Here is a 22,628-nt window from a genome sequence, read left to right as displayed (position 1 = left end):
ACAGGCGGATCTCCCGCATCCGGCTCTCGGAGAAGACTCACGCTTTCGCCCACGGAAAGTTGCGTGTCCGTTTGTCCAGACGAACGAGACCCAAGGCTCCATGAAGATATGTATCCGGAAACATCCCGTTTGCACGTCCAGAGGCCTTATGTTTCGTTCGCAACCACAGACGCAGCCTCATCGTCGCGTAACCATCTACAGCACGATAGGCTGTACTGACCGGCCCAAGACAAAAGTAGTTCGCCCATCCGCACATTGTGCGATTGAGCTTCGTCACTATTGTCGCTGGATCCAACGAGGTTGTACTCCGTCCGGTCATTTCGCGTATCTCCCGGCAGATGCGTTGCACCCGCTTTCGCGCTGGAACGGTGCCAAGATAGGCCCGTCCAGTTTTGGGGCTGTAGCATTGACCAAACGTGTATCCAAGAAAATCAAACTTCTCTTCCGGCACAGAGCAGACCCGCGTCTTCGAGTCGTTCACCGTCAACTTCAGCTTCGACATCATCTTCCGCATTGTGGCTAGAGCTTGTTCCGCCCCCATCCGACAGCAGATGACAAGATCATCGGCGTAGTTCACGATATACGCTTCCCAACGCGCCTCATGCCCAAGTTCCTTCCACCCGAGCACAAACCGGCGCATATACAGATTGCTGAGCAACGGGCTGATCGGAGCTCCTTGTGGAGTGCCCCGACCTTCGTCCCGATTGCGCAGGCTCCGACGTTTATTCCCGCGTTCATCGGTTTCCTCAACCGGAGCTTCCAGCCACATCTTGATCAGATGCAACATCGCTCCGTCGACGATCCTTCGAGCGACCGACCTCATAAGATCGGCATGTGGAATGCTATCGAAGTAGCTGCTGAGATCCGCATCTACAATCCTTCTATGGCCAGTGTTGATCAGCTTGTGGACATGCCGCACTGCGTCCAATGCGCTGCGGTCTGCCCGATAGGCATACTGCTCAGGTTGCAAGTCGGCCTCGAAGATTGGATCGAGCACCAACATTGCCGCCGTCTGCACAACCCGATCCCAGATTGTTGGTATCCCTAACGGCCTCTGCTTCCCATCCGGCTTGGGTAGGTATACCCGCCGCACAGGCTGCGGTTGATACGTTCGACTTTTCAGTTCTTGCGCCAGTTCGTCTAACCTCCGCTCCACACCGTACTGCTCGATGTCCTCAAATGTCTGATTGTCCACTCCCGCTGCCCCGCCATTGGCTTTGCAGCGTTTGTAGGCATACACCAGAACATCCGCGCGGTACACCTTGTCGTACAACGCGTGGAAACGAAAGTAGGGCGATTCCTTCGCTTTTGCGTGTAACGCCATCTGCAACTTCTGAACGCTTATCAGGGTTGTTAGGTTCATCACCAATCCCGTTGTCCCTCGTCGTTTATTACGTTCGCCTTCAACTGAGGCCTCTTCCCTCCACCGGCATTACCCGGCTTCATCGGTACTACAGGCCTCTCCGCCACCCCAAACGGCCCGGCCTGTCTCTCGCGAGCTGCCAGTTGATCCAACCACAATCACCGCTGGGGCTTCCCGTGTTGCCTTCAGTCCCCTTTGCTTACATGCCGTCGCCACTACCCCGGCAGGTTGAAGGAAGCTGTTCGCTCATACTCTTCCCCCTCATCGGCCTTCCCCAAGTCCGCGGCGGGTCGGCTCCTGCATCATGGATTTCGAGGCTTGCTCAGCGTTCACTCACGTTACGGCCTGCACGCTTGCAGAGTCGCCTTTACGACCCTCTTCCACCGGAGGCTTCAGCAGCTTCGTTACCTCTGCCGCTGCTCCGATTGCTACCGGGCGGAACGAACCAGCTCCCGGGGGGACGTGCATCGACTGTGGACGAGAACCCTACCACGTCCCACGCGGACCATTCCAATAGTGGGAAGCGTAGCTTGCTTTCCACTTGTCCATGCCCTGTCTTGATCTCTGGGTACCACGTCTCTGGAGCAGGCGATCGATAGCCAAGGGAAGCGTGTGGACGGATGGTGTTGTAGTGCCTACGCCAACGTTCGGCCAAGACCTGCACCTCTTTCATCGAGTAGAAGATCTCGTGCGATGCGTTCGCGTTCGGCTTTTTGGGTGAGGCGTTCGATCTCTTGGTTGGCCTTCCGCAGCTGGTTGCTGATGAAGACCTGCCGGGCGAACGTGAAGTTGCTGATGCCGATGACCATCATGAAGAACACCACGGATTGAGCAACTGACCATGGCAGGTGCAGCCACCAGGTTTCAAGACAAAGTCCCGCTGCTTGAGCGACCAGGATACCGGCGAACATTCGAAATGCAGACAGCGTGCTTCCTGGCGAAGGAAGAAGCTGCTTACGACGACAGCGAAGACGAACTCGCCGCCGGCGTTTGGATTGAAGGGATAGTAAAGGTAGCCCAGCAGAAACAGAACGAACAGCCAGATGCGCTGTCCCTGTCTACTTCCACGCAGTACGCGCAAATGCCGGGTCAGAAAGATTGCATAGAAGACCAGGAAGATGACCCATACCGCAAGAGACCGACGCTGAAGGGGCTCCGCGAACCAGAAGACGGAGTACAGCAGCGAACCCTAGCGCAGCAGGCGCGTCTCGTCGCGGAGCATACCGGGAGCGTTGAAAACGAGATTCATTCTGTTCCGGTCCATGCTCTCCGACTAACCTTCGACATTTCTATCATCTCGTAGGCGATTGCTGGCCGAAACCGCAGGCCATCATGAGTGAGAGGTGACACCTGTCATCTTTCGGAGTTGATACCTGCCAATGGTCTTCGTGTGTGTAGCACGTCATGATCTGTCAGAAGACAAAGGAGCCGCACAATGCACCCTGACCCACTCTGAATGAAAGTGTTTCTCGTCGTTCATGTCACCGCCGGCATGGTATCGTTTGTGCTTGCGCCGGTAGCTCTGGCAACAGCAAAGGGCGGAAAACAGCACCGGCGCTGGGGTTTGGTCTATCTCTATGCGATGGGGCTGGTCTCGTGTACCGCTCTGCCTATGGCGTTCCTTCGTCCCGTGCTTTTTCTGGCACTCGTCTCAATGATCAGCGCTTATCTCGCCTTCTCTGGATACCGCGTTTTGAAGCTGAAGGACTTAGTCCGCGGCGGCTCGGCACAACCGGTGGACTGGTTAACAGCCTGCATTGCCTTCATCGCATCCGCCTCGCTCGTCGCCATGGGATGGTTTCGCCCTTCAGCCGTACAACGCATGCAGGTGGTGGCCATCGTCCTTGGGAGTTTCGGGATGCGTGGAACCGCCAGCGACATGTGGCTCTTTCTTTGGAAACCGATCGAAAAGATGTTTTGGTGGTACTCGCACCTGGCGAAGTTCATCGGCAGCTACGTTGCAGCCTGGACGGCTTTTCGACCGTCACTCTGAGCCATATCTTCCGTCACGCCGGCATCATCCTGTGGCTCTGGCCGGCGGCGATCGGGGTGCCCGCCATCATTCTGACCACGGCGTACTACAGACGGAAGTTCGCTTCCCGACGGGCCTCCGCAACGGCTGGTGGTCTCGCCGCTGTCTGACAGGGCGAGACTGGTGATGCAGGTGTGGCGTCGAACATCGATAAACTCAATACGGCTCCGACCCGGATCAGAAAGTGTTTTCGTTGACCGAGGTGCTGCTGCGGGTATGTGCTTCCCTTACGACTTTGGCTTCCTGCCACAAACTCTAGCGCCCGACGGTGACCCGATCGATGTTCTCCTTCTGATGGATGAGCCCGCCTTCCCAGGTCTTGCCGTTCCGGCCCGTCTCGGCGGCATCGTCGAGGGCGAGCAGATCGACGGCAAAAAGCGCGTTCGCAATTACCGGCGAGTCGCCATCGCCCAAGCCAATCACATGTACAACGATGGCCAGCTTTGCCATTCCCGGTCAGACCGAAGAGTTTGCGACACGAGTCACCGCACACTGCCGCATTGCCAAAGATCTCCAATGTCCGCAGATCAACATCAAGTCAGGCAACGGACGTCAGCCAAGACACCGCTGCGAATTCTCTCAGATCGTATAGGACGCCACAGCCGACCTGGGTTCGTCAGCGACTGGACGACATGGACGGCGGAGCAGCTTCCGGAGCGCTTCCCCACTGCCGGTTCGGTTGTGGTCCCATGGTAAGAACCAGCACACTGCCGTTCGCAATGTCGGCGTGGCTGAACCAGGTCTTGTTCCATGCCTTGCCGTTCAATGTTGCAGATTGAATGTACTGGTTCCGGGCGGAGTTGTTCTTCGCAACCACTTTGAAGTCGTGGCCGTTGCCCATGTGAACTGTGGCCTCGTCGAAGATGGGGCTGCCCAGAATGTAGTTCGGGCTGGAGGGGTCCACGGGATAAAAGCCCAGGGCGCTCATCACATACCAGGATGACGTCGAGCCCTGGTCGTCCATGCCCGGGAACGCCAGGCCGTATTGGCCGCTGCCGTACATCTCTGCGAGTATCCTGCGCGTGAGCTCCTGTGTCTTCCAGGGTTGGCCCGCCCAGTCGTAGTAATACGCCGCCTGCTGGTCGGGCTGGTTGCCGTGTACATACTGGCCGATGACGCCCGTGCAATCCCTGCAGATGCCCTTTGCCGTATAAGGCGTGGAGAAGAACTCATCCAGCTTGGCGGCGAACCTTTCGCGGCCACCCAGAAGATTCTCAAGCCCATGCACATCGTGTGGCACAAGCCAGAGCGTGGACCATCCCGAGGCTTCCTTCATCATGAAGTTGTAGTACGGCTCGCGCGGGTCAAACGGGGAGATCCACGCGCCGTCCTGTGTGCGGCCGCGGATAAAGCCCACGGAAGGATCGAAGACGTTCCTGTAGTTATGCGCGCGCAGAAGAAACATGGTGTAGTCGTCTGTCTTGCCCAGCTTCTTCGCGTACAGCGCAAGCGCGTAGTCATCCCAACTGTATGCCAGTGTGGTGGCAGCACCGGCTTTGCCCCCCGCGTAGGGCGGACTGGGATTGCCGGCGGGAACGATGTCCGAGATCCAGCCCTGCTGCATGTACTCTGCCAAGTATCCCCGCGGTCCCTTGGGATCCACGGCGTTCTTGCGCAGGAACTCGTAGGCACCGGACCAATCGAACGTAAGGCCGCGTTCCCAATCGCCAAGGTACATGAACACTGCGTTGTCACCATGGAACGAGGTTTCCATGTAGCCGCGTTCGCGCGCATCGTCCAGCTCGGAACGGAGGATGTCCGTCTTGGTTTCCGGTTCCAGCAGCAGCGTGAGTAACACAATCTGATTGCGGCCCGTGTCCCACAGGGGCACAGGCCCGTACCGGTCATACGTTGCGGTCTCCGCGAAGTTGTGGGCATTCTTGAACGGTTCGCCCTTGCGTGCCAGGAGATGCGGACTGTACAGCGAGTGGTACAGGCAGGAGTAAAAGAGCTGCCGCTGCTTTTCCGTACCGCCCTTCACTTCAATGGTGTTTAGTTTTTTTGCCCACGCTTCTTCGGCCTGATGATGTACGCCGTCGAACTCCCAACCGGGCTGCTCCGTGCTCAGGCGCGCTTCCGCTGCTTCGTAACTTGTGCCGGAGGAGATTTTGACCAGCATCTGCTGTTTGTCCGTGGTGGAGAAACGAAGGTAAGCACCCGCATAGTTGCCGGTGATGGACCGGTCACCGGGATTCACGTCATCGAACCCAATGAGAGGATCGCGCGCCGTGCGCGGCGGATTCTGCTTAAAGGTGCCGAAGGTCTGGAAGGGTTGAGAGAACTCCGCGACGAAGGAGCTTCTGCCATCCGCGGTGTGGCCGCGAAGCGTACGGTCCCCGACCACTTCCACGGCGCCGCCGCTGCGGCGAAGATCAAGGAGAATGTTGGATTTGTTTGAGGCTGGAAAGGTGATCCGGAAGATGCCGGTCCACGTAGTAGCCGTCATCTCAATCTGGGTGCGATAGTCGTCCAGGTAGGCGCTGTAGTAGCCTGCTGACGCCTTCTCGCGCGACTTGTCATCGACAGAACCACTGCGTTCCGGCGGTACGGTGAAGTCACCCACGACGGGCATCAGTATGGGGCTTCCGTCTGCGCCGGTGGAGAAGCCATACATCGTACGGTTGGGATAGAAGTACGTGGCGCGCACACCGGCAAGGTAGTGGACGTCGAGGTTCGCGTTGATGGGACCAAGCTCCGTGGAGCTGTGCGGAAGTGTGGCCGCAGGACTGGTGAACCCTGAGTACAACTGCTCGCCCGGCGGCGGTGCATTGCCAATCAGCTTCTGCTGATCAAGGGGGGCGGTGCCTACCAGCGTGTTCACGTAATCCAGCGGCCTCTTGGAACCGCGTTGTTGAGCGACCGCTGCAGGGCCGAGGGTACTCACGCCCAACACAACGGCCAGGATCCTTCGAAGATGTGCCATGCTCATGCCTTGCGTCCTCTTGATCTAGCCAATAGTATCCCTTCGTCAGGCGACGATACGACCTTGGGCAATGGCCTGCTGCGCTTCGATCCTGGTCTTCCGCAGCGAAGCGACAGGATCAGATGTCGGCGCATACTCCATGGCGATGAAGCGGTCATAGTGCAGCTTACCCAGACTGCGGTAGATGTTGGTGTAGTCGATTTCGCCTGTGCTCGGCTCATGCCGTCCGGGAACGTCTGCGATGTGTACCAGGCCGACCCATTCGATGCTTTGTTCCAGCTTCTCGATCAGGTTACCGCCGCCGCGTTGCTCGTGATAGAAGTCGTACAACACCTTGACGTTGGAGCGGTTGACAGCTCGCACGATATCAAAGCCGTCGCGTACCGATGTAAGGAAGATGGTGGGGTTCTCGATCAGATCGATCGGCTCAATCACGATTTTAATGCCGCTTGATTCGGCCACATCGGAGGCACGCTTCAGGTTATCGACCGCTGCCTGGAGCTGAACGTTTGAATCGACCGTAGTGAGGCGTTTGTCGGGAATCGTGCATTCCTGATGCTCAGGTTTGCATGATAAAGGGGTGGTATGTGCAACCCGGCCCGGTGCACATACCACCCTTTTTCAAACGAGGTTAGAAGATGATTTTCGCGCCCAGCCGCATCTGGTAAGGCGAATATTTGGGCGCGTGACAAGAACCGTACGTATTGCAACACCGTCGTGCGTCTCCGAAACCTTCCGCCACGTTCGCTGGTCCATATCAACGCCATGAATTGTGCTTCCATGAGCTAATAGACATGCGAGAGCCATAGTGAAGGCACCTTAGCCGCATCCGAGGTCTCGCCAGATTTGCGGCCGCGCCAACTCGATGCATAGTGCCGGAAGGAGCGCGGCTGTCTGGTCGATGGTCATCCTGATCTTAGCGTGTGGTGTAACCACCGGTTCTGTGCGTGAACGGTGAGCGCGAGCACAAAGCCAGTAAGAGCGATCTGAAAAGCGAGTTTTGTCACAAAGACCCCTCTACACGCAGCTAGGGTTAGGGCTTTTTGTGTTCGGTTTTATACCCTCGACAACTTTGTCAAATTGTCACGATAATCTGTTCGCAATTCGGGAATGCTGCTGAATGTACCCGATTCACGGAACGGAGGCGCGTCGTTTCATGGTTTCGACGGACGATGGATACTTGGTTGTGGCGAATCAAACTGAGTAATGCGGTGAGCGTGTCTAAACGACAGCGAAAAACCGGATTGTTATCACTTGGCGACCAAACCTACCCTCTCCGCGGGGCTTCGTGCGTCGTTTTCGCTTAGAGCCTGCACCCGCAGGATTCGCGGGGAATGAACGTGGTGGGCAGCGCGATGGTACGTCGCCTCTGTTGACTTGTACCCCTGAGTCGCTGAAAGAGCAATTGAGCTGCCTCATAACCGAACTCCTCAGTGGGCTGTCGAACTGCGGATACCGTCGGCTGGATCGTATCGGCCAACTCGAAGTCATCAAATGAAATAAAAGCAATGTCTCGAAGCGGGCGCTTGCCATTCTGCTTCAGTCCGCGCAAGGCTGCAATGGTACAGACCCAGTTCATGCTGATCAGTGCATTGGCCTTGTGCTCTTTCAGAACTCCGCCCAGCCACTCTTTGGTGATGAAACTCTCATGATCTACAGACGCAACCAAAGATTCAAAACCTCTCTCTCGCATAGCATCCCGGTATCCAGCTATCCGTTCCATAGAGGTGTGGAGCCATGGGCGAGTCGAAAGCGCAACGACCCGGTCATAACCGTGCCCCAAGAGATGCTGAACTGCATCGCTGGCGCTCTGACGGTTGTTAATCATCACTGAATCGAACGCAGCCTTCCGGATTGGCTGGTCGAGTGTGACAACATGGAAGCCCGGAGGGATTATGTCCAGAAAGGTGCTTTTGGAACCGCCAAGGGGAGAGATGATAAGACCTTCAACTTGGTGCCGGATTAAACTCTCTACCTCGGACCGTTCGACCTCGGGATCCCACCCAGAATTAGCCAGGATAACGATGTAGCCATTGGCGCGAGCAACGTCCTGAACCGCCTTAACCACATTGGCAGCAAACGGGTCAGCCAAGTTCTTGACCACCATACCGATCGTGGCGGACTTCTTCGCCTTCAGGCCTCGAGCGAGCTCATTGGGGCGATAGCCAAGGCGAGCCATGGCACTTTGCACCCGTTCGAGCGTGTCTCCGCTGACCGACACTTCTCGGTTGAGAACGCGCGACGCGGTCTTGAGTGACACGCCTGCCTCGCGGGCGACATCCACCAACGTGATCGAACCGGAACTCTTGGTCATATCCATGCAGCAGCTGCACCTTTGCACGCAATCATAGCTGACCGGTTGTCTCTCACGACTGGGCGGTTGGGTGTCTCACCGTGTGAGAGATGATGATATCCTCCGGGTGGACAACGTTGTCATTTTCAAGTATTTTTTCTCATACGGTAGCCGCGGCACTTCTGCGCGCAGGCTGCAACTCGATAGTTGATGGAGGCGTATCGTTCGATGACCAATCTCACACGCCGGAGCGTGATGAAAGCAAACCTCACACCCTCCGCGGGCATGATCGGATCGGGTGCGTTTCTGTTTGAACAACCCGCGATGGCGAGTTGCCGATCGAAGCGCGCGACATGACAGGGAGCAAGGTCGTTCCGACCACATGCCGCGAGATTATCGGCTGCGCCGCGCAACTTTGCCCTGCTGCCCGGGTCGGGCTGCTTTCTGCGCGAGCGGCGAAGATGCCGTCTCCCTCTCGGTGGAAATAGGCGCCGCCCAGCGCCGCATGGTTCTCACCACTTCAGACCCATCCACTTCTCATTCTCTGGGCCAGACAGGATCACCAAGGTGGCAATGGGCGATCTTACTTCCCACGAGGCGGATCGTCCTGCCTCCACAATCGCCGCCGCGCGTTCGGCGGACAGTGCATGCTCGTCGTCGAAGCAGTAGGCATCGAACTGCGATCTTCTGGCCAGGCTTGAGGCCGGCCCCTGTCACCATAACAAGCAGGGCGGAGACGCCCGGCATACGGTAGCGTAAGCCACGTACGAGGGAACACCGGAGATGAATAAGCAGTTCACGCGCCGCACCCTGATGAAGACCGGTATCGCCGCCTCTACCTTCTTGATCGGTCCGAACAATCTCGCCTTCGGAACGCCCACATCCGGCAGCGAACCGGTTGAGGCAGACAGTGGCTCCCTGCAGCTGGTTGCCGCCACGGGTATCTCGCAGTCGCCCCGCCAGCGTTCGCTCCTGGACTTTGGTTGGCGCTTTCACCTGGGCGATGCGAATGAGGCCATGAAGGACTTCCGCTACGGAGCACCCACTCGCGAAGGCACCTTTGCCAAGGCGGGGCAGAACTGGTTGCACAACGCCGAGGACCGTCCGCTGCAGCACAGCTTCGATGACAGTGCCTGGCCCGTGATCGACGTGCCGCATGACTGGGCAGTGGATCTACCCTTTGAGCCGATCGAGGGTCTGTACGGATCTGTTCACGCCGCCCATGGCGGCAAGGCGCTTGGCCGAGAGTATCCCTCCACCAGCATCGGCTGGTACCAGCGCACGTTTGAGATACCGGCGTCGGACGAGGGGCTACGTATCTCCATTGAGTTCGACGGTGTGTTCCGCGACTCCATCGTGTTGTTTAACGGATTCTATATTGGACGCAATCTCAGCGGCTATGCGCCGTTCAGCTTCGACGTGACAGATTACGTCAAGTATGGCGGCAGCAACGTCATCACCATCCGTGTGGATGCGACGCTGAATGAGGGCTGGTACTACGAGGGAGCCGGCATCTACCGGCACACATGGCTGGTAAAGACTCATCCGCTGCACGTGGCGCAGTGGGGCACCTGTGTGCGCAGTGAGGTTCGCGGCAAAGGCGCGCGCGTCTTCGTGGAAACGCAGCTGATGAACGAGAGCGATACGCCAGCCCACGGCCGGCTCATCTCGAAGATACTGACCGCGGACGGCGTGCTGGTGGCAACAGTTCCGGCTCGCCCATTCGAGCTTCCAGCGTGGCGAACGGCAACGCTCACAAGCCAGGTGCTGCTTACGGAGGCCAGTTTGTGGTCCGTGGAAGAGCCACACCTGTACAAGGTTGCCACGCAGGTGGAGAGCGGCGGCCACACCGTGGACGAACATGGCACGACCTTTGGCATCCGGTCCATCCGCTTTGACCCGGACAAGGGCTTCTTCCTGAACGGCAAGAGCGTCAAGATCAAGGGCACATGCAGCCACCAGGACCATGCCGGTGTGGGCATAGGCGTGCCGGACCGCATGCACTACGACCGGGTCGCACTGTTGCAGCAGATGGGATCCAACGGCTGGCGTACCGCGCACAACCCCGTGGCGGCAGAGGTTCTGGATGCTTGTGACCAGCTGGGCATGATGGTCATGGCAGAGACCCGCATCATGTCGTCCACACCAAAGGGCCTCAGCGAACTGGAGCGCATGGTCAAGCGCGACCGCAACCATCCCAGCATCATCCTCTGGTCCCTCGCCAACGAGGAATACTTCTACCAAGGAACTCCCACGGGTGCGCGGATCATTGCGTCCATGAAGCGCGTGACAAAGGGACTTGATCCCACGCGGCCGGTCACCGGCGCCATGAACGGAAGTTGGGGTAGGGGCATGTCCCACGTTGTGGACGTACAGGGCTTCAACTACTTCAACGGCGGTGTTCCCGACGAGAAGCGGCCGGCTGGCCGCCCGGACGCCGCGGACATAGACGAGTTCCACGCCAAGTTCCCGAAGCTGCCCACCATCGGCACGGAGATGGCGAATGGCAAGAGCGTTCGCGGCATCTATGAGACGGACCCGAAACGCGGCTATGTGGCTGCCTACAAATCAGGTTGTGCGGACTACAAAACTCCCGCCGAAACGTGGTGGACCATCTTCGACGAGAGGCCATTCCTGGCCGGCGGCTTCAGCTGGGCCGGGTTCGATTACCGCGGCGAGCCCACACCGTACGATCATGTCGCAACCGGATCACAGTCCGGCATCCTTGACATATGCGGCTTTCCAAAGGATATCTACTTCTATTACAAGGCGTGGTGGGGTCCGGATTCTGTGCTGCACCTCTTTCCCCATTGGAACTGGCAGGGTAAAGAGGGCCAAGCGATCGATGTGCGGTGTTACTCCAACTTGGACAGCGTGGAGCTCTTCGTCAACGGCGTTAGCGGTGGCGCGCAATCCCCGAAGCGTAATTCCCACCTGTACTGGAGTGTGGTCTATACGCCCGGCGTGATCGAAGCGCGCGGCATGAAGCGCGGCAAAGTTGTGCTCATCGCACGGCCGGAGACGACCGGTGCGCCGGCGCAACTGGCGCTGCTGCCGAACCGGACTTCCTTCCAGGCGGACGGAGAAGACGTGATCTCCGTCGCGGTGGAGGTGCGGGACGCAAAGGGGCGCCTGGTTCCAACGCACTGCAGCAACGTCAGCTTCCTCCTTTCCGGCGCGGGCAGGATCATCGGCGTAGGTAATGGCGATCCCAGCACTCGCGAGGCAGACCGGCCCGCGTCGGCAACCTCCGCGGAGAGAAGCGCATTCAGCGGCCAATGCATGGTTTTTGTGCAGTCGGCAAAGCGGGCAGGAGCCGTGGAGCTGCGAGCCTCCTGTGACGGTTTAACCGGGTCGATTGTGACATTTCAAAGTATGCCGGGCGCGGCCAGGCCGGCAGTCGCTTGAGCCGTCAGAGCGTGCGGGCCCTGTTTGCAGGCAACGACTGTTTGAGCACCACGGAGGGAAAACACGTGAAGATACCAAAGCTCCTGATTTTGATTCCGCTTCTGCTTTCAAGCGCGCTCGCCGTCGTCGCCCAGAAGCGGCCCGTGGAGTACGTCAACACTTTTCTTGGGACCGCCCCGCTGACCGATCCGGCGGACATCGGGTTCAAACCGCCATGGCGTGTGTGGGCCGGCCTTGTCTTTCCTGGAGCGTCCGTACCCAACGCGATGCTTCAGCTCAGTCCCATTACCAAGTTCGGCAGCGGCGCCGGTTACGAGTACGAGAACAACGTGATCTATGCCTTTGCGCACACCAACAAGGGGCATTGGAACCTGTGCAACATTCCCATGCTGCCGGTCAGCGGCGACGTCAATCCGGAGGACTTTGGCTCACCCTTCAGCCACGCGAAAGAATCGGCGCATCCCGGTTACTACCAGGTCTATCTCGATCGGTACGGCATCAACGCCGAGCTGACCTCTACGCTCAGGACCGGCTTTCACCGCTATACCTACAACGACAACGCTCAGCCGAAGAAGCTGATCGTGAACCTTGCGCGTTCCGACGAACGCATCCGCGACTGGAAGATCGAGCAGGACGGCGACAACGCATTCAAGGGCGTTCAGGTTGCGAGCGAGAAGGTCTACTTCTACGCCGTGTCAAACTACAAGATCAAACAGATCGAGATGCTGAAAGGCGAGAAGGCACAATTGCCCGTCGTTGACTTCGCCGCGGGCAGCGGTCCGGTGGAGATCAGGATCGGGCTGTCGTTTGTGAGCTCGGACAACGCAAAAGAAAATCTTCAGAAGGAACTTGGCAATAAGAGCTTCGACACCGTTAAGGCAGAGGCATCCGCCACCTGGCAGGCACTCCTGTCGAAGATACAGGTTTCCGGTGGCACGGAACGTCAGAAGGAGCTGTTCTACTCCTGCCTGTACCGTTCATTCCTGTGGCCCGCCTTACGGAGCGACGTGAACGGCGATCACGTGGACGAGAAGGGCGCGGTGGTCAAGGCGAACTTCCAGTACTACACGCTGCCATCCCTCTGGGACGACTACCGGAACAAGCTGGTCCTGCTTGGCATGATCTCTCCGGACGTGACGGTGGACGTCATCCGCTCTCTCATCGAACGCGGTGAAAAGACCGGCTTCATTCCAACGTTCTTTCATGGCGACCACGCGGCACCCTTCATTGCAGGCTCCTATCTGCGTGGGCTTCGGGGCTACGACGTCCGCAGCGCTTACAACCTGCTGCTCCGCAATGCCACTGTGGAGGGGGGCACCCGACCGTACATCGGCGAGTACATGGAGAAGGGGTTCATCTCCGATCCGGACGTGGCGAACCCGGTGGTGGAGACCAAGGGCAAAGCAGGTGTCACCAAAACACTGGAATATTCGTACGACGATTATTCCGTGGCCCTGCTTGCGAAGGAGTTGAACGACCAACCGAACTACGACATGCTGATGAAGCGGTCACAAAACTACAAGCATATGTTCGATCCGTCCACGGGTCTGATGCGCGGCCGACTTGATAATGGCGAGTGGATCAAGAACTTCAACCCGCAATACCCGTACTACGAGTACATGTACCGTGAAGCCAACGCATGGGAATCATCCTTCTTCGCGCCGCACGACACGGACGGTCTGATCGGCCTGTACAAGAGCAAGGCAGACTTCGAACAACACCTCGACTCCTTGTTCACCATCCCCTGGAACCCCAACTACATTGCGGAGAACATCAACTCGTTCATCGGGCAATACTGCCAGGGAAACCAGCCCGACCATAGCTTCCCCTTCCTGTATTACTTCGTGGGCAAGCCGGAGAAGTCTCAGGCCATCCTGAACACCATCATGAGCCGCTTCTATGGCATGGGTGAGCAGGGGTTAGCCTTGTCTGGAATGGACGATGCCGGAGAGATGTCGTCATGGTACGTGTTTACTGCAATCGGGTTGTACCCGTACTCTCCCGCGGATCCGAGGTACATTGTTTCCGTGCCTCTGTTTCAGACAACCACGTTCCGTCTGAATGAAAGCAAGGCACTCACCATCGTGAAGAAGAACGCAGGCGAACGGATCACCGGCATTAAGGTCGGCGGGAAGAAGCTGGATGGCTACTTCGTCGAGCACCGCGATCTTGAGGCCGGCAAGGAACTCGTCATCGCAACGCAGTAGCAACACAGTGAACTGGACAAGGTAGAACAGCAATGGGAGATGGCATGAAGATGAATCGAGTCCGCAGTTGGATGGGTGTTGGCGCGCTGGTGGGATGCACGCTCCTTATGCAGGCGCAGAGCCTGCCCCGGAGCACACCGGAGGCTGAGGGCATCCCATCAAGCGCCATCCTGGAGTTTGTGCAGGCTGCGGACAAGAACGTGGATACCTTTGACAGCTTCATGGTCCTGCGACACGGCAAGGTGATCGCAGAGGGCTGGTGGAAGCCGCACTCGGCCGATGCTCCTCATGTCTTAAATTCGGTCAGCAAAAGCTTCACGTCCACCGCGGTGGGACTCGCCATTCATGATCACAAGCTGAAGCTGGACGATCATGTACTGAAGTTCTTCCCGGCGGATGTTCCCCCGGACCCTTCGGCCAATCTGCAGGCAATGACGGTGCGTGATCTGCTCACCATGTCCGGCGGCCACGAGGTGGAGCCGAAGGGCGACGGCGGCCCGACGGTAAAGCAATTTGTGGCACAGCCAGTCGTGTTCCAACCCGGTACCCACTTCCTGTACAACACCATGGGCACCTATGTGCTTTCGTCGATCGTCACCAAGGTCACGGGGCAGACGGCGCTTGAGTATCTCAAGCCGCGTGTTTTCGGCCCGCTGGGCATCGAATCCCCACGATGGGACGCCAGCCCTGAGGGTAACTCCCTGGGCGGCTACGGTCTGTACCTTCGCACGGAGGACATCGCCAAGCTGGGCCAACTCTACCTGCAGAAGGGCAAGTGGAACGGCAAACAGTTAGTCCCGCGTAAGTGGGTCGAGCAAGCCACATCCAAACAGATCGATAACGCGGAGGAAAGCCATTCGAAGATCGGCCCCGACTGGGTAGAGGGATATGGCCTTCAGTTCTGGCGCTGCCGTCACAATGCCTATCGCGCAGACGGAGCCGGTGGACAATTTATCGTCGTCATGCCGGATCAGGACGCGGTTGTCGCCATCACTGCGGATACCGGCAACATGCAGGGGGAACTCAACGCCATTTGGGACCATCTTCTGCCCGCCTTTCAGTCCAAGCCGCTTGCTGTTGATGCTGCCGGACAAGCGCAGCTGAAGGATACGATCGCAAACCTCATCGCTCACCCAAAGAAGAAAGAGTAACTGGCGCAGAAGCGCTGGACTGTGCTGATGGTTCCGGCACTTGCCAATCGTTCTAGGTACTCGTCGCTGCTCGGAGATGCTCATGGGTTCGCTCGCCCGCTTTGCCCTGATGTTGACGCTGTGTGTGCCTTCAGTGGCGCACGCCGTCGAAACTGAAGTTCAGTACCTGTCCGGCCTCGGCAAGGACGATCCGGTGAAGTGGCAGTTCCTCTGCGACCATGGCCCGCACGCAAACCACTGGTCCACCATCGGTGTGCCGTCCAATTGGGAGCTGCAGGGCTTCGGCATCTATACCTACGGCCGAGTCACGCCCGTAGGCGGCTGGACCAAGGTCCATGGTGTGTACAAGCGCACCTTCACGACACCCGCTACGTGGCGGGACGAGGCCGTCATTCTGAACTTTGAAGGCGTGATGACCGATACGCGTGTCACGGTGAACGGCCAATCCGCGGGTCCGCTCCACCAGGGCGGCTATTACGCTTTCCACTACGACATCACCAGCCTGCTCAAACCCGCCGGTCAGCCGAACGAGATCCAGGTCGACGTCGATGACGAATCCTCGGACGCATCTGTCAATCGAGCCGAACGCCGTGGCGACTTCTGGAATTACGCCGGCATCTTCCGTCCGGTGTACCTGGAGGCCGTGCCAAAGACGTTCATCGAGCACCTGGCGGTCAACGCCACCGCGGCAGGCGTTCTGGAAGTTGATGCCAGGCTCGCCGACCGGCGCGCTGCGGAACCGTCCGGCGCAACGGCCACTGTAGAGGCACAGGTGTTCGACCTGGGCGGCAAGCCCGTCGGAGAGCCGGTCACCCTTTCGAACGCCGCCTTTGGCAGCGTGGCACATCTTGCCGGAACGATCTCCAATCCGCGCCTGTGGACCGCTGAAACGCCCAATCTATACCGGCTGGACGTGCGGCTTAAGGTAAACGGCGCCGTGGTGCACACGGTGCACCAGAAATTCGGTTTCCGCACCATCGAGGTTCGTCCCGGTAACGGCCTGTTCGTCAACGGCAACCGCATCTTCCTGAAAGGTGTGGATCGCCATTCGTTCTGGCCCGATTCCGGTCGCACCCTCTCGGAAAAAATCTCCAGGGACGACATCAACCTGATCAAAGAGTTGAACGGAAACGCGGTCCGTTCCAGCCACTATTCCCCGGACCGTCACTTCCTGAACGCCTGCGATGAACTTGGCCTCTATGTGCTGGATGAACTTACAGGCTGGCAGGCGAAGTACGACACCGGCGTCGGCAGGAAGCTGGTGAAGGAACTGGTCGAGCATGACGTGAACCATCCCTCGATCCTCTTCTGGGATAACGGCAACGAAGGTGGTTTCAACTTCGACCTTGACGCCGACTACGCGAAGTACGATCCACAGGCGCGCTTAGTCCTGCATCCCTGGTCTGAGTTTCCCGTTGGCATCGCGGACACCAAGCACTATCCCACGTACCAGGGGCTGCAGCAGAAGCTCGCTGCCGATCCTGTCCTGTTCCCCACGGAGATGCTGCACGGCCTCTACGACGGCGGTGCGGGAGCTGGCATGCAGGATTATTGGGATGCCATCCTGAAGAGCAAGGCAGGCGCTGGCGGCTTCGTGTGGGCGCTTGTCGATGAAGACGTCAAGCGCGTGGACAAAGGCGGCATCCTCGACTCTCAAGGCAACTATGCGCCTGACGGTATCGTCGGCCCGTACCGTGAGCACGAGGCCAGCTTCAATACCATCAAGCAGCTCTGGTCACCCATCATCGTCACGCCTCCCGCCGGCGGCTCGCATGCCTACACTGTGACCAACCGCTACAGCTTCCTGGATGCGGGCGGATGCACGTACGAGTGGCAGGCCATCGCGTTCCGCCGTCCCAGTGACGCACAGTCCGGGTCCATGGTGCTGACCTCTCGTATCGATCATGGCCGCTCGCTGGCGCCCGGCGCATCGGCAGCATGGGATGGATGGGGACTCCCAGCTTCCGCATCCGGACGCGGCAAAGCGAAGGCAGACGCCACCCGGCTCATCATCCGGGATGCAACGGGACGGGTAATCCAGACCTATGTCTGGCCCGTCGAGAGCGCCGGAAGTGCGCCGGACACTACGGCGAAGTCCGGCAGCGGAGCAAAGCCCGCAGTAACGGAGACGCCGGAGGCATTCACCGCGAAGGCCGGCGATGTGTCCATGCAGATCGACAAGAGCACCGGGCTGCTGGTGTCCGCCTCGCGGCTGGGACACACGTACTCGCTGAAGAACGGCCCCCGCGTTGTTGCCATGAGACCGCGGCCGGTTCCGGTGCGCGGACAAACTACGCCTCCGCCGCAACCATCCACCGCGGAGCCCTCGAAACTGGTGTCTCTCACGCATGCCATGGAGGGCGACGATCTGGTCATCTCAGCGGCGTTCGACGGCCCCATGAGGACGCTGCGGTACCGTCTGAAGCCCAACGGTTGGCTCTCGCTTGACTACGTGTACGCCATGAGCGGCCCACACGAGTACTTCGGCATCGGCTTCGACTATCCTGAGGCCGAAGTGAAGGGCATGCGGTTCTTCGGACAGGGGCCGGATCCCGTCTACCAGAATCGCCTGGCGGGTGGAACTCTCGATGTCTGGCAAAGGTCCTACAACAACACCATGGTGGGCGACCCGGATGACCTGAAACCGGGAGAACACTTTGACTACCCGGTGTTCAAGGGCTTCTATTCCGGCGTGCGTTGGGTGCAGTTCAACACCACTGAGGGGGAGATAACCGCCGCGGTGGAACAGCAGCCTGACTCGCCGATCTACCTGCAGGTCTTCGCGCCCAAAACGGCATCAGCCAAACTCCTCGGGCAGGTCGCCGTGCCGTTTCCGTCCACCGGACTTTCATTCCTGAATGCCATCCCGGCTATCGGCAATAAGTTTGGCGGGCCGCAAACCATGGGACCCATGGGGCAGTCCGCCATGGCAACGGGTGAATACAAGGGCCATATCAGCCTGTACTTCGGACAGTTGCCGAAACGTTAGCGTTTACCTGCTCGAATGAGCACAGTAGCGGGTGTTCTGCATTCAGATGCTTGAGTGCAGACGCCCAAAAAGGAGTTCCTGCCCGATGATTCCTGGTGCACCTCATCGCGATGCCTTGGCGCGGCCTTTCCGTTTGCTGCCCGCACGTCTCTGTCTCCTCCTGGCAGCGGCATGCGCCTGTTCGTCTGCGCAGGTGGATGTACTCACACAGCACAACGATGTTGCCAGAACGGGCGCGAACCTCCACGAAACCGCGCTGACGCCGCGGAGTGTGAACCAGACTGGGTTCGGCATGCTGTTCAAGCGCGCCGTGGACGACCAGTTGTACACCCAACCGCTGGTTGCGACCGGCATAGAGGTCGGCGGCGGCACAAGGGATGTTGTCTATGTCACAAGCGTCAATAACAGCGTGTATGCCTTTGACGCAAACGACGCTGAGGCAGCCTCGCCGCTATGGCATGTGAACTTCGGCACACCGGCAGACGTACACAGCGCCGACTTTGGGTGTCTGGACATCAACGGAAACATGGGCATCATCGGTACGCCAGTGATCGACAAAGCACGCGGAGTCCTCTACGTGGTCGCGCTCACCCGCGGAGGCGCGACTGCGGGAGCGGGGACAGGTTATACACAGAGGTTGCACGCGCTGGACTTGGCGACCGGTGCGGACGTGCCGGGAAGCCCGGCTGTCATCAACGCTTCGGCCTTCGATCCGCTCATGCAGAATCAGCGTCCTGGCCTGATGCTGGCCAACGGCATGGTGTACGTGGGCTACGCTTCTCACTGCGACAAGGAGCCGTATCACGGCTTCCTGATGGCGTATGACGCGAAGACGCTGGCGCAGGTCGGCGTGTTCAACACCTCGCCCACCGGATCGGAGGCCAGCATCTGGCAGTCCGGCCAGCCGCCAGCAGTCGATCCGGAAGGAAACATCTTTGTCGTGACCGGAAATGGAAGCTGGGATGGCGTTTCAAACTTCAGCGAGAGTTTCTTGAAATTGTCGCCGCAGCTCAAGCTGCTGGACTGGTTCACGCCGACGAATCACTTCGAGCTCGACAAAGGAGACACCGACCTCGACTCGTCCGGGGCGACGCTGATTCCGGGAACACATCTCGTTCTGGGCGGCGGTAAAGAGGGAGTGCTGTACATGCTGGACACCCGCAACCTGGGTCACCTGGGCGATGAACATGCGTTGCAGCACTTCCGCGCCACCGCCTCGCACCTGCATTCACTCGTGTACTGGACCAGCGCCAAGAACGGAAACCTGCTCTATGTCTGGGGCCAACGAGACAAGGCCAAGGTCTACAAGCTGGAAGGCAACACGGTCGCCGCGACGCCGTTGACCGAGAGAGACATCCCCAACGAAGGCCATCCCGGTGCCATGCTGTCGCTCTCCGCAAATGGCGATAAAGACGGAATCCTGTGGGCGGCAATCCACGCCACGGGAGACTCATGGCATGAGTCGCGTCCTGGTGTTGTTTATGCCTATGACGCCGACAACATACGCCACGAGCTATGGAACTCCTTGCAGACTCCAGCCAGGGACGACTGTGGCAGATACTCCAAGATGGCTCCGCCCACCGTCGCAAATGGGCGCGTATACCTGGCAAGCTTCGGCTCGGAAAACATCGGGACCGGTCAGCTCTGTGTCTATGGTCTGCTGCCACCCGCGGGTGCTGCATCGCTTGCTGCGCCGTCAGCGGTTACTGCAGCGGTCGTTACAAAGCGCTTGACGCTTACCTGGGCCCCAGTGCAGGGTGCGCTTGTGTACCGTGTCCTGAGACAGAGCACGCTCGACCCCAAGGCGAAGACTGTAGCGATGGGACTTACCACGCCCTCCTATACAGAACCGGCGCCTGAGCGCGGAGAGTCCGTGTCGTATTCGGTAGTGGGTGTAGCCGCAGATGGACGGGTCAGTCCCGTTTCCGGCTCCGCGACGATCGCTTCGCCCAAACGCAAAGAGATCGAGGATTGATCATGACGTCAGGAGTTCGTCTTCTCGCGTGCTTGTTGGTCGCATGGGGCACGTCCGTTGCACAAACCCAGGGCAGTCGTCGTACGCCCTCGCCGTTGCCCGGCAAGGGGCTGGCGGAACACGACTTCCTATACGCCGGGGAGTCGCACGAGCGCCGGATTTTTCTAGTGCGGCAAGGGAAGGTCGTATGGTCGTACGACGACCCTGCAGGCAAGGGCGAAGTCAGCGACGCCGTGATGCTTTCCAATGGGAATGTTCTCTTCGCCCACCAGTTCGGCGTCACCGAGATCACTCCCGACAAGAAGGTCGTCTGGAACTATGACACTCCTACAGGCCATGAGGTCCATACGGCCATGCCAATCGGAAGGGACCGCGTTCTTTACATCCAGAACGGCGATCCGGCCGTGTTGCGGGTCGTCAACATCGTCACAAATGCGACCGAGCACGAGATTACTCTGCAAACCAAATACCCAGACAGCGCGCATGGGCAGTTTCGCCATGCCCGCCTGACCGACCGCGGGACACTGATGGTCGCCCACATGGACTCAAACAAGGTTGTCGAATACGACTACGACGGCAAGGAGCTGTGGTCCTTTCCGGCAGACGTACCGTGGGGCGTAACACCTCTCCCAAATGGCAACGTTCTCATCACGGACCGGGAAGGCGTGCGCGAGGTCACGCGCCGCGGAGACATACCCTGGAGCTTCCGTCCCTCTGACACACCCGCTTACCCATTCACCAGCCTGCAGCAGGCGTGGCGGCTGCCAAGCGGCAACACCGTGATCAATAACTGGATCAATGAATGGACCAAGACCCCAGAGAACGAACCAGGATCCGTGCAGGCCATCGAAGTCACGCCCGCGAAGCAGGTTGTCTGGGTGCTTCAGGCATGGAATCCTCCGGCAAGTCTGGGACCGGCGACGACTCTCCAATTCCTCGCCGGCCCGGCGGCGGAAGACGTTCATTTTGGCCCAGTTTATTAGGCTGGGTGACTGAAGCCCGGAGAGCACTTGGAACTATTCTCTCTTTAAAACGCTCACTCCGCGTTGCGAAACAAGCAGCACCGTAAGGCACCACTGTGCTTCCACCTGTTCGCGTATTGACAGCAAACTTCGGCTTCAATAAAGTTGACCTCAGTATTGACAACGTTGTCACTATCTATTGATTAGATCGTTGACAAGGACGTTTTGTAGCCCTGGTGAGAATGGCCGAGTCACTGTATAGTCGCCCGCCGTTTCCGCCGCACGCCATTGGTGACAGGAGCGCTGGTGCAGTCACAATACTCTGCTATGGAAGAGCGAACGACGCGGGTCCAAGATCTCACCACGCTGTTCGCTAAGCCGATCCCTCAGAACTCCAAGGAGGCGGAGTCACCATTCACGGACAGCTTTGGGGAGCAGACATCGCAGATGCGTTACAACAACAGGCTCCTACCCGTCCTTGTACTCTTTGCGCTGACCCTCACCCTGCGGGCGCAGGTTCCGTCAACACCGCCCGAGGTGGAGAATGAGTCGATTGTCGGTATTCACAAGGAGCCCTATCACGCCACCCTAGTGCCGTACAAAGATCGCTCAGAGGCGCTTGCGGCTGATCGTAAGGCTTCAAGTTGGGCTCGCAGTTTGAACGGTCCTTGGAAGTTCCACTGGGCGCCGCGGCCGGAGGAACGTCTCGTCGATTTCTACAAACCAGGCTTCAATGTGAACAGCTGGCGGGATATTCCGGTCCCCTCAAACATGGAGGTGGAGGGTTACGGCACACCCATCTACACGAACTTTACCTATCCTTTCAAAAAGGACTGGCCCAGGGTGACCGGCGAGCCTCCGCGTGAGTTCACCACCTACACGGAGCGCGATGCCGTCGGCAGTTATCGCCGCGATTTTGATGTGCCGGCGAATTGGAACGGCCGACGTATCTTTGTCACCTTCGATGGTGTCGACTCGGCTTTCTTCCTCTGGGTGAACGGCAAGCAGGTAGGATACAGCGTGAACAGCCGCAATCCGGCGGAGTTCGATCTAACCTCCTATGTGACCCCTGGTGCAAAGAACTTGATCGCCGTGGAGGTGTACCGGTTTAGCGCGGGCAGCTACATGGAAGATCAGGATATGTGGCGACTGAGCGGTATCTTTCGCAATGTGACCCTTTGGAGCGCTCCACAGGTTCATGTGCGGGATTTCTCTCTCACAACGGACCTGGATCCAAGTTATCGCGTGGAGTTCTCCGTGTCTCCGCGAAGATTCATAACTACTCTGCTGCGTCGGAGCCGGCACGACGTCTGCAGCTAGAGGTT

Annotated in this window: 15 protein-coding genes and 1 pseudogene; 10 read left to right on the top strand and 6 right to left on the bottom strand. The window is 58.7% G+C overall.

Annotated features, from left to right (window positions below; translation table 11 throughout):
- Positions 1 to 37: 37 nt before the first annotated feature.
- The 3 genes and pseudogenes from ltrA to ACPOL_RS13425 all read right to left on the bottom strand — a co-directional run bounded on the left by ltrA (position 38) and on the right by ACPOL_RS13425 (position 2,274).
- The gene (gene ltrA, locus ACPOL_RS13440) at positions 38 to 1,363 is read right to left on the bottom strand and encodes a group II intron reverse transcriptase/maturase (protein ID WP_114207509.1); all 1,326 of its coding nucleotides are present in this window, start codon (positions 1,361 to 1,363) and stop codon (positions 38 to 40) included.
- A gap of 565 nt (positions 1,364 to 1,928) precedes the next feature.
- Positions 1,929 to 2,051, bottom strand: a pseudogene (locus tag ACPOL_RS13430) (integrase core domain-containing protein); the annotation flags it as partial.
- Entirely contained in the window at positions 1,999 to 2,274 is a 276-nt protein-coding gene (locus tag ACPOL_RS13425) for a hypothetical protein (protein ID WP_114207508.1), read from the bottom strand. The gene ACPOL_RS13425 and the pseudogene ACPOL_RS13430, both read right to left, overlap by 53 nt.
- Before the next feature lie 5 nt (positions 2,275 to 2,279).
- On the opposite strand from ACPOL_RS13425, the gene ACPOL_RS13420 reads away from it, so the two are divergent.
- The 3 genes from ACPOL_RS13420 to ACPOL_RS36240 all read left to right on the top strand — a co-directional run bounded on the left by ACPOL_RS13420 (position 2,280) and on the right by ACPOL_RS36240 (position 4,091).
- Complete coding sequence (locus ACPOL_RS13420) at positions 2,280 to 2,666, top strand: hypothetical protein (protein ID WP_114207507.1); 387 nt, start codon at positions 2,280 to 2,282, stop codon at positions 2,664 to 2,666.
- 153 nt (positions 2,667 to 2,819) lie between these two features.
- Entirely contained in the window at positions 2,820 to 3,356 is a 537-nt protein-coding gene (locus ACPOL_RS13415; RefSeq protein ID WP_236657458.1) for a hypothetical protein, read from the top strand.
- A gap of 165 nt (positions 3,357 to 3,521) precedes the next feature.
- On the top strand, positions 3,522 to 4,091 hold the full coding sequence (locus ACPOL_RS36240; protein ID WP_414633345.1) for an inorganic diphosphatase: 570 nt from the start codon (positions 3,522 to 3,524) through the stop codon (positions 4,089 to 4,091).
- Here the strand turns inward: ACPOL_RS36240 and ACPOL_RS13405 are convergent.
- The 3 genes from ACPOL_RS13405 to ACPOL_RS13395 form a co-directional block, all read right to left on the bottom strand.
- Positions 4,012 to 6,318 (bottom strand): GH92 family glycosyl hydrolase, encoded by a 2,307-nt coding sequence (locus ACPOL_RS13405; protein ID WP_236657456.1) that lies wholly within the window; start codon positions 6,316 to 6,318, stop codon positions 4,012 to 4,014. The two genes, ACPOL_RS36240 and ACPOL_RS13405, sit on opposite strands and share 80 nt — an antisense overlap.
- A 45-nt stretch (positions 6,319 to 6,363) precedes the next feature.
- The gene (locus ACPOL_RS13400) at positions 6,364 to 6,933 is read right to left on the bottom strand and encodes a TIM barrel protein (protein ID WP_236657455.1); all 570 of its coding nucleotides are present in this window, start codon (positions 6,931 to 6,933) and stop codon (positions 6,364 to 6,366) included.
- A gap of 688 nt (positions 6,934 to 7,621) precedes the next feature.
- Positions 7,622 to 8,638: a LacI family DNA-binding transcriptional regulator gene (locus ACPOL_RS13395; protein ID WP_114207505.1), complete on the bottom strand. Its 1,017-nt coding sequence runs from the start codon at positions 8,636 to 8,638 to the stop codon at positions 7,622 to 7,624.
- A gap of 756 nt (positions 8,639 to 9,394) precedes the next feature.
- Between ACPOL_RS13395 and galA the strand changes: the two genes are divergently transcribed.
- The 7 genes from galA to ACPOL_RS34750 all read left to right on the top strand — a co-directional run bounded on the left by galA (position 9,395) and on the right by ACPOL_RS34750 (position 22,623).
- Entirely contained in the window at positions 9,395 to 12,019 is a 2,625-nt protein-coding gene (gene galA / locus ACPOL_RS13390; protein WP_114207504.1) for a beta-galactosidase GalA, read from the top strand.
- Positions 12,020 to 12,084: 65 nt separating this feature from the next.
- Positions 12,085 to 14,226 (top strand): GH92 family glycosyl hydrolase, encoded by a 2,142-nt coding sequence (locus ACPOL_RS13385; RefSeq protein ID WP_114207503.1) that lies wholly within the window; start codon positions 12,085 to 12,087, stop codon positions 14,224 to 14,226.
- A 44-nt stretch (positions 14,227 to 14,270) separates the two neighbouring features.
- Positions 14,271 to 15,377: a serine hydrolase domain-containing protein gene (locus tag ACPOL_RS13380; RefSeq protein WP_201759216.1), complete on the top strand. Its 1,107-nt coding sequence runs from the start codon at positions 14,271 to 14,273 to the stop codon at positions 15,375 to 15,377.
- A gap of 82 nt (positions 15,378 to 15,459) precedes the next feature.
- Positions 15,460 to 18,366 carry a glycoside hydrolase family 2 protein gene (locus ACPOL_RS13375; protein WP_161557335.1) on the top strand — a complete coding sequence of 969 codons (2,907 nt, stop codon included), beginning with the start codon at positions 15,460 to 15,462 and terminating at the stop codon, positions 18,364 to 18,366.
- An 85-nt stretch (positions 18,367 to 18,451) separates the two neighbouring features.
- A complete protein-coding gene (locus ACPOL_RS13370) occupies positions 18,452 to 20,341 on the top strand; it encodes a PQQ-binding-like beta-propeller repeat protein (protein ID WP_114207500.1) in 1,890 nt (629 codons plus the stop codon).
- 2 nt (positions 20,342 to 20,343) lie between these two features.
- A complete protein-coding gene (locus tag ACPOL_RS13365) occupies positions 20,344 to 21,324 on the top strand; it encodes an NHL repeat-containing protein (protein WP_114207499.1) in 981 nt (326 codons plus the stop codon).
- A 285-nt stretch (positions 21,325 to 21,609) separates the two neighbouring features.
- Positions 21,610 to 22,623: a sugar-binding domain-containing protein gene (locus tag ACPOL_RS34750; protein ID WP_150132995.1), complete on the top strand. Its 1,014-nt coding sequence runs from the start codon at positions 21,610 to 21,612 to the stop codon at positions 22,621 to 22,623.
- The last annotated feature ends 5 nt before the right edge of the window (positions 22,624 to 22,628 follow it).

Origin of the sequence: Acidisarcina polymorpha, from assembly GCF_003330725.1 — a bacterium.
GTDB classification, from domain to species: Bacteria; Acidobacteriota; Terriglobia; order Terriglobales; family Acidobacteriaceae; genus Acidisarcina; species Acidisarcina polymorpha.
Note: the sequence above shows the minus strand (reverse complement) of the source record. Positions and strands in the feature narration are given on the sequence as shown.